The organism is Rhodanobacteraceae bacterium (assembly GCA_016713135.1).
Taxonomy (GTDB): domain Bacteria; phylum Pseudomonadota; class Gammaproteobacteria; order Xanthomonadales; family SZUA-5; genus JADKFD01.
This window is the reverse complement of the sequence record JADJPR010000012.1, coordinates 273,785-282,657: the sequence shown is the minus strand read 5'-3', so window position 1 is coordinate 282,657 and position 8,873 is coordinate 273,785. Positions and strand designations below refer to the sequence as shown.

Genomic DNA, 8,873 nt, shown 5'->3' with positions numbered 1-8,873 from the left:
GATCTCGGCGATACGCCGCCAGTTGTTCTCGATGTGGGCGGTCTTTTCCGCCACCTTGATCTCGAGTTGCCGATTGACCAACTCGGCGCCGGCCAAGGCTTGCGCGTAGCGGCGCAGCAGCATCGCGCCGAAGACCAGAAGCACCATGGGCGCAGCGAAAGGCAGGTAGCGGATCGATTGCCAGTTTCCAACCAGGCGAGTGTCGACCAGCCAATCGCGCACGCCGATGACCAGCAGGACACTGGCCAGGGCCAGCAGGGCGCCAGCCTCGCCGCCGCTGAGGTGTTGGCGTCTTACCGCAGACCACAATCGCGTCGAAATCACCGCGCCTACCGCGAGTACGCCCGGCACGATGAAGTAGAGCGCCGCCACCCGATAACCCGTGCGCAGGTCGATGGCACTGGCGCCCACCGCAAGGACGCTCGCCGCGATTCCAAAGCCGAGCACGATGCGCTCAAGTTTGCGCGCGCGCGCACGCTGCAGGCGCAGCACGAAGAACAGGCCGAAGATGACGAACCAGATCAGTGCGATCAGCACCGCCGGGCGCACCAGCCACGCCGGGACGCTGCCACCAGGGCTGCGCAGGTCGAGCGTGGTATGGGCAGCCCAGCAGGCCAGCGCGGCCGCAAACCAGCCAAAGGCGGTGTCCTCGGGGCGCACCAGAAAGAACCCGGCCAACACCAACGCCAGGAAGCCGATGACCTGAACTGCAAGGCGCGGCCAGTCTTTTTCGATGCGGTTGCGGGCAGCCTTGTAGCTGGCCATGGCACTGGCGTCGCCCAGCCACAGTTCGGCCATGCCGGCGCTGTTGATGCGCGAGCGTACCAGCACCAGGACGCTGTTCTCGCCGGGCATGAGCAGGTCGGGGCTGAGGTTGTAGCGGAGATCGTGGCGGTACTCCGGGGGTGGATCGCGCAGCACACCCGAATCGGCCAGCAGGGCGCCATTGACCCAGATTCTGGGCGCGGCAAAAGGACGCTGCAGCATCAGCCCCCACAGGGCCGGTGCCGGACTTGGCAGCTCGAAGCGAAACCGATACCAGGCATGCTGCAGGCTTGAGTGTTCATCGACCGGGGCGTCGTCGGGAAGGGCGACCGGCAGCCAGTCATCGGTCTGCAGGGGCTCCGTTGCGAATGGCGCCAGGCTGCGTTCGGCCTGCTGCAGGCGCAACAGCGGCTGTGGCAAGTCCGTATGCGTGCTTCGGTCGAGCACCAGAATCAACAGCAGGCCCGCAGCCAGACCCAGAACCAGGCAAGCCCAGGCCCTGAGCAGAGCACGGGCGGGCGCCTGGTCAGTCATGACTGCCATCGATCAGACCCATGCGTCCGGCCTCGTACAGGGCTTCGGCGCGGGAATGAACCTCAAGCTTCTCGTAAATCCTGCGGGTATAGGAAGCCACCGTATTGGCGCTGAGGCCCAGCAGCTTGGCGACCTCGGCGTGGTTGTAGCCCTTGGCAGCCAGGCGCAGGACTTCCACTTCGCGCGCCGTCAGCTGGCTCTCGGCTGGCGGTGGGCTGTCGGGCTGATCCCGCACCAGTCTGCTGACCAGAAAGCGCGCAATGGCCGGGCTGATCGGCGCGCCGCCCGCCAGGATCTGCTCGATGGCATCGACCAGGCCAATGCTGGTCTCATCCTTCAGCAGATAGCCGCGTGCGCCGCGTTCGAAGGCACGGATCAGTTTCTGCTCGTCACCGAAGACGGTCAGCACCAGGGTGGCAAGCGCGGGGCAACGCTCGGACAGTTCGGCAATCAGGTCCAGTCCGGAACCGTCGGGAAGCCCCAGATCGACAATCAGCACGTCCGGTGTCAATGCCCGCAAGCTGGCACGCGCGCTGCGCAGGCTGTCCGCCTCGAACAGCAGTTCGAACTTCAGCGTGGCGGAAAGGCGCTGGACCAGTGCCGCGCGCGTGGCCGGCTCATCTTCGACGATGGCAACTCGAATCTTGTTCACATCAAGACGTTGGCCGGTAAGCGGTTCCTCATGGACGCCATGGCCATCTTCGCTCACTCGAAGCCGGAAGCGAAGACGGGAGAGGCCTGCCAGCGCCGTTGCAGGCTGGAGATGGGCAGGCCTGCCAGGCCGTCCAGATCCAGTGCAGCCCGCTCACGAGCCATGGCCTCGGCCAGCGCCGCACTGCCCAGACTTTCGAAGCGCAGCAGTGCCGATCGCAGCCGGTCGCGCATGTCGGTGCTCACCACCATGGAACCATCGCCATCCACCAGGCTGGCAACCGCGGGCATCCACGCATCCTTGAGCTGCCACAGCTCCAGGTAGAAGCTCGGGTCGACAAAGGTGGCCTGATACAGATCGAGTTGCAGGGACTCATACAACGCGATGTAGTGCGCGCCACCAGGGCTCATGGCCATGCGTTCATCCCGCAGCCGTTGCAGCAGCGTCACTTCAGCCTGAGTGCCCATCAGCAGCGAAGATGTCGGGCTGCCGGATTCCGGGGTGCCGGCTTCGGTGGTAAAACTGCATACGCCGATCAGCAGGCAGGCGACATAGCAGCTCGGCCGCAGGTTCCCAATGGGGCTGGGCATGGTCAGCACGGTGGCTTGATTGGCGCTGCCGATGGCGGCTGCGGTGCCCGGGACTGCCTCCAGCAGGTCGATGGTCCAGAACTCGATCTGCTCCGGGTTCGCCGGCACGCTCACGGTTGCGAGTATGTGATTGGTGCCCGGCAGAATGCTGGCGCCGAAGGGACCGATCAGCCCGGAACTTCCGGAGACCTGCATCCTCAGCGTGGCCGTTTGCTGGATCGCCGGCGACACCTGCAGATAGGCGCCCACCCGGTTACCGACAAAATACCCGCTGGCACCTTGACCGGGGAGCGGCTGGCGCAGGGAGGCGATCGGCAGCTGTGGCGGGCTTGAGGCGGAGCGCCAGAGCTCGTTGCTGGACGCATCCAGGGATCCCAGCCACAGATAGGTGCTGGAGCCGATGCTCGGTGGCAGCGCCGCAATGGTGTGGGCAGGCGGAAGGTGCTGCATGGGCGCGGGGGCAAAGTTGATTCCGCTGCGCGCGTACACCTGTGTGCCGCCGATCGACGCCGGTGTGCTGCCCTCACTTCGTGCGGCGACCAGATCATCGCTGCCATCGCCGTCGGCGTCGATCCAGGCGTAGGCCCGGGATATGCCCAGCGTGCCGGCGCCCAGGCTTTGACTCAGGGCATAGGAAGGGACACCGTTCTGGTCCAGGCCATCGTGACGGAAGACCAGATCGCCGGTGGCCGCTCCCAGAATCAGGTCGAGGTCATTGTCGCCATCGAGATCGCGCAGGGCCGCGGCAAACACCGTGCCTATGCCAGCGAATGCCGGCGGGTTGCTTTCGACCATCGGATCGGGACCGGTGCCTTGATGCAGCCAAAGCCGCGTCTGGTTACCAAACAGCACCAGATCGTCCAGGCCGTCGCCATCCAGATCGCCCACAGTCGCGCCTACCGCGCCGGCGTGGGGCAATGTCTGCACCAGCTCGAAGCTCAGCGGAAGATTTTCCGGTTGCACCGTGGCGTAGATCTGGCTGGGGCGACCGACGCCGCGAACCAGGATGAAATCCCGTGCCGTGGGCGCGCCCTGTGTCAGGCTGAGGGATGCGACGGCGAAGACCAGATCAGCCGAAAACTGCGATGAATGACGGCGGAAGATTCCCGCAGATCCCTGCTGTGCGCCACCCTGATTCATCCACACGGCAAGCGTGTCGTTGATGGATTCCTGGGCAACCAGCAAATCAGGATCGCCGTCGGCGTCGAGGTCGGCGAGTTCGATATCGACCGGCACGCCGGTGGGCAAAGTCTGAGCGCTTTCAAGTACGACCGAGGTACTCGGCGGCTGGGGCCGTTGCCACTGGATCACGATTCGATGCTGAGTGACGCCGCTGGTGTCAAGGCGGATGGCAACAACGTCCGCGCGATCGTCCAGCGTGAGATCCCTCGCCAGCAGCTTGAGCGTCGGAACCGCCGGCAGCAGATTCGAATCGCTCTGCACCAGGATGTTGCCCTGGGAGCGGGCGTGCTCGCTGATGCCGAGCAAGAGCAGCGCGGTCAGGACGCCATCGCGAAGTACAGCTTTGCGGAACATGGTTGGTTGCCCTGCATTCCTGAGGCACGTTCAGACTAGGAGCAGTGGCCGATGCGCACACACCTCAGACCGCAGGCTTGACAGGGCAGGCTCAAGCTGATTGCCGCAACGCTGGGCCCGGGCTCCAGCAGGTCGAGTAACCCACGCCCGTGATCGTGCGCATCCAGCGCGCGTTGCGAGGGAAGAAGATCCAGGGGACAAACCGCCGTCAGGAAGCTCGCGGATCGCTGTTCTCGCAAGCGGCAGACATCGGATCAGTCCTCGAAGCCGTCGCTCATCAGCAGCACTCCGCGCCATTCATGCGCGCCGATATCGGGCGTCCCGGCCCGCGGCAACCCGTCCAGATCAACACTGGCAGCGAATGCGGAATTCCCGGCGTCAACCATCGCTGCCTGCGCTGAGGCTGCGCTCAGGTTGTGAGCTGCCACGTCGAAGAATCCCGGCATCTGCGCCTGCGAGCTCTGATCGAACCCCGTTTGCGCGCGCCAACTCTCCAGCGTACCCGTCTCTGCTACCCAGGACAGCCCCGCTGTGCCGCTGGCGCAGCGCTGGTAGTCGAACAGCGTGAACGCCGCTGGCGTGGTGGTGACCGAAAAACAGGCCAGGCCGGGGTTGTTGCCGAGTTGGATTGCGTTGTGGCTGATGCGATGCAGCGCACCCTCATTGCCGATCGCCACGCCGCTGCCGCCACCCGATGCCAGATAGATGCTGTTGTTGCGCACGTTCAGCGCGTCCATCAGAGCATCGCCGCTGGCGCCGCAGCAGACGGGCGCCGCAATCGCGCGCACTGAAAAGGGCTGGGTTGAGCTCAGCACATTGTTCTCGACCACGCAATTGATGCATGAACTCAGCCCGATCAGCACATTGCCCAGATCGTGCACGCGGTTTCCGGCGATGACGACGTCTTCAAAGCGTTCCGCCGTGCTGTAGCCGGCATTGACGGTAATGCCCCAGCAGCCCTGGGCAGCTGCCCCCGGATCCTCATGGACCAGATTCTGCTCGATGCGCAGATCTTTGAAATTGCCGTGCACCACCAGCGAGGTGGCCTGGCAAACGCCCTGGGCGTCCAGCGCCGAGCGGTAGAGCCGGTTGCGCAACACGCGCACACCGAGTCCAAGTCCTGCACTGAGGTAGATATTGTGATCGAGGATGGCGCGAGTGCCGTTGGATTCAAACTGACTGTCCAGAATCTCGGTGCCACTGTCTCCGCCCAGCCAGCCGTGCGTGGAGTTGTGGTGGATGAACGCTTGGCGCAGGACGATGCGCTGATTGCGACCATCGCAGTCGGGATCGGGGCGGCAGGGGTTGGATCCGGCTTGATGCACGCCGATGCCGAAGCCATGAATCTCAAGATCACGCATTTCGACATCGTCGACATCGTTGAACAGAAAGATCCCGCTGCCGTTGGGGCCCGCTCCAATCAAGTGCAACCCCTCGATCAGGTAGCCTCCGTCCTGCAGCGCGTTGCCACCGTTGGCCAGGCTGATGGCCGAGTCATCCACCAGCATGCGCAGGATCGGCGCTCCCTCATCGCCGCTGGACCAGAGTGCGCCGTAGTCACCCAGTACGCAGCGCTGATCGGCGCGGCAGTTGGTGTTGAACCAGTTTCCGAGTCCGTTGCTCTCAAAGGCGCCGCCGCGACACAGGCGCACTTCGTCGCCTGCATTCATGCCCAGGAATCGCGTGCGCGCCGCCGCGGCGCTGCGCCAGGGTTGGTCGATACTGCCGCTGGCGGCGTCGTTGCCGGGCACGCAATCAGCGTCCGCGCCGTTGGCGCAATCACAGACATGAGTGACTGTGGCCATGGTCGGACCCGCGGACATGACGAGCGCCGCGCCGAGCAGCCCGGCCCAGAGGCGGTTCATCGGGCCGCTCCAAGCGGGGGGCAGCGTTCGAAACCCAGTACGGCGGTCGACAACTCCTGGCCAGATTCGACGGCACCCTTCCACCAGCCACCACCGGCGACGGCTTGCAGCACGCCCAGGGGTCCGGTGCCCTGAAACAGATCCGTGCCGGCCTGGCGCACCGCGGCACACAGGCCCAGCGTGGAGTCGTAGTGATCTCCCCGTACCAACACGCTCAGCATGGCCAACTTGTTCTGGGTGAGGTTGTCCGGATCAGGCACCGGGCTGCAGCTTTGGATCTGGGTGAAGCCGGGGCCGCCGAGCTGACAGAGGATTCCGTTCGGCCAGTTGGCATTGACATCGACATCGCCACCGGCAGTGGTCGGCAAACTGGCCAGAAGGCGGTCCGGAGTGACCGACAGCGCACGACGCCAGTCCTGCGCCGATGCCGCCGGAAAAGTGTGTGCGTAGTTCAGATACAGCCGTTCGAGAATCGGATAGAACCACGCGTAGAGCATGAAGTTCTGGCCCACGAAGCAATCCGGGCCTGGCTCGAACTTGAGCTGGCACATCAATCCGGCGCTGAGCGAATTCTGGATCAGGCGCGTCAGCACCTGGCGCAGCCGAGTGTCGCAGGTCGTTCCCTCCGGGCCTGGCACGAACTGCGCGCAATTGGCCAGACTCTCGATGTACTGCAGATTGAGGCGGCCGATCGCCGACCAGGTGGTGTCATCGTTGGGATCGTCGATGAAGCGCAGCGCTGCGGCGTTGCCGGCAGCGGCAAAGCGATCGCGTTGGGCGATGTTGGGGCGCAACAGGTAGCTCAGGGCCTGATGTCGATTGTAGGTGTAGTCCGCCGAACCGGAATTGGACCGGTGCCACAGGCCGTCGCCCGTGCCGCCTGAGCCGAAGCTGTGGCCGGCAATGTTGCTGTTGGTCCCGGCCCCATTCGGGAAAGGGCCGAAGTTGTAGTAGGCGGTGTGCGCCATCAAGCGTGCCTGCGGCAGGGCAAACTCCCACAACCAGCGCGGCTGGCCGTTGCGCTGAAACTCGGTCAGTTCGATCAACGCCGGATCCCAGTAGTTGAGCTTGCCCTCGTTGCTCGCCGGTTCCGGATTCTCGGTGAAGCCGAATTGCTCGTTGAACTGAATGTCCGGCCACAGCTGCAGGCCGAAGGTCCGTGCGCAAGTCCACTGACTGCCGTTGCCGTTTGCGGCGTCGATGCAGGGTTCGTCGCCGACGGTCGCCAGATGCTTCTGCTGCAGATATTGCAGATAGGCCTGTCCGGGCGCCTGCGCAAGCGTACCCGCGAGCGGCGGCTGCACCTCAGCCGCATCCAGATCCTCCGGCAGGGCTTGCAGGGTCAGCGCGCGCTCGGCGGCAAACCCGTTGCGCACCCGCAGCCCGTCGAGCAGGTTCAACGCCTGAACCTGGTCGGCTGCCACCGCCATGGCGACGCGCCCGGAAAACCACAGGCTCTTGGCCTTTCCCACCAGGATCGGTTCGGCGATCAGCTCCAGGGTGAGCCGTCCATCCTGCACGCCCAGTGCCTGGGGTTCGCGATAGCGCATCCACGGCATGCTCGCCATGGCCAGCACCCGGGCACTGCCCCCGAAGGGACGGATCAGCCCCGCCGCGGGCTGAGCGAAAAAGCTGTTACTGCTGAGCACATTGCCGTTCTCGGTGAGCTGCGCATTGCGCTGCCAGGGGGAACCACCCCCACGGCGCTGGGCGACGCGATAGGCATTCGCCGTTCCTGCGGCAAACACCTGAGCGTTGGCGACGGCGGCTGCCACCGGCTGGGTCTGGGCCTCCACACCCCGTGCCAGCGGCAACCGGTATTGCGCATGTTCGAACTCGACCAGGCCATCGGCGGGATTGGACTGCGGGCTGCCGCAGGCGTTGCCCAGCTGAAAATCCATGTCGATCGCCGCGCTGCCGCGGTTGAAACGCAGACTCAGGCTGTAGGGGAAGCGCAGCCAGTTCGGGTCGCCCTGGCAAAGATCGCCATTGCCGGCGACCGCCAGGTGGCCATCCACGTGCAGCGCCGCATGCACCGGCCCGGTGATCGCTTCCCAGCGCACCCGATCGACGACCAGCGAGCCCGGGAGGGCTTCCGACGCCTCCAGAATCGGCGCGCCCCCCGGTTCGCGCACTCGCACCGCCAAGCCTTCGTCAGCACTGCCGGTTTGCGCCGAGTAGATCTCGGTCCAGGGCCCGCCAGGCGCCTGGCGCAAGCGGATGCGCCTGATCGGTTGCGACCGCGTTCCGTCGATGTCGAACTCTGCTGTCCCGGTGTCGACGAGGTAGTGATCAGGACCGAGCAATTGCAGCTGAAGGGCGCCAGGATCGGGCACGGGCGCCGGGGCGCTGGGCAGTCGCATCAGCGCCAGCCTGGCCGTCGAGCTTGCGGCGAGATCGACTGCCAGCGCGACTTGCAGCCAGCGCACCGGGGCGGACGTGCTTGCCAGCGGCTGGCCCCAGCGGGATAGCGTGCTGAACTCGGCCGGTCGCCGCTGCCCCTCCGGTCCGATGACGATCAGGCGCTCGAAGTCGACGTCGTTCAATGCCGCCGATCGCGCCATCGGCACGCTGCCGAAGGCCAGTTCATCCAGGCGAGCGGCGGCATCGTTGCCAATCTCGAAGCAGCCCAGCAATTCGGCCTGAGCGAGCGGCGGCAAGGGCAGGGTGTCGCCGCCCAGCGTACCCGACAGGCAGTCGGGCAACACGCTCTCGTAGCCGTCGGCGAAAACGGCATCCTGGGCCCGCAGCGGGGCCGTGACCAGCGCGATTGCAAGGGCCAACAACAGGGTCTTCATCCGCAACTCCGAAACGGGTGTATCAAGCTGAGGATCAGCTTGACCCGTGCCGGGTGCGCGGATTGACACCCGAATTGGGCTTGACGGCAGCCGGTTGTTCGTTGTTCGTTCTGGGTTGTTGGCAGCCGGAGCC

Annotated in this window: 5 protein-coding genes; all 5 read right to left on the bottom strand. The window is 65.2% G+C overall.

Annotation, left to right across the window (positions count from 1 at the left end; all coding sequences use genetic code 11):
* Window positions 1–1,308: hypothetical protein (locus IPK27_12260; protein ID MBK8068365.1), on the bottom strand; the 1,308-nt coding region annotated here is incomplete at its 3' end.
* Window positions 1,292–1,951: a response regulator transcription factor gene (locus tag IPK27_12255; protein ID MBK8068364.1), complete on the bottom strand. Its 660-nt coding sequence runs from the start codon at window positions 1,949–1,951 to the stop codon at window positions 1,292–1,294. The genes IPK27_12255 and IPK27_12260, both read right to left, overlap by 17 nt.
* 53 nt (window positions 1,952–2,004) lie before the next feature.
* Window positions 2,005–4,077, bottom strand: a complete 2,073-nt coding sequence (locus tag IPK27_12250) for a VCBS repeat-containing protein (protein MBK8068363.1) — start codon at window positions 4,075–4,077, stop codon at window positions 2,005–2,007.
* 254 nt (window positions 4,078–4,331) lie between these two features.
* Window positions 4,332–5,747, bottom strand: a complete 1,416-nt coding sequence (locus IPK27_12245) for a hypothetical protein (GenBank protein MBK8068362.1) — start codon at window positions 5,745–5,747, stop codon at window positions 4,332–4,334.
* 191 nt (window positions 5,748–5,938) lie between these two features.
* On the bottom strand, window positions 5,939–8,740 hold the full coding sequence (locus IPK27_12240) for a hypothetical protein (GenBank protein MBK8068361.1): 2,802 nt from the start codon (window positions 8,738–8,740) through the stop codon (window positions 5,939–5,941).
* Window positions 8,741–8,873: the final 133 nt, after the last annotated feature.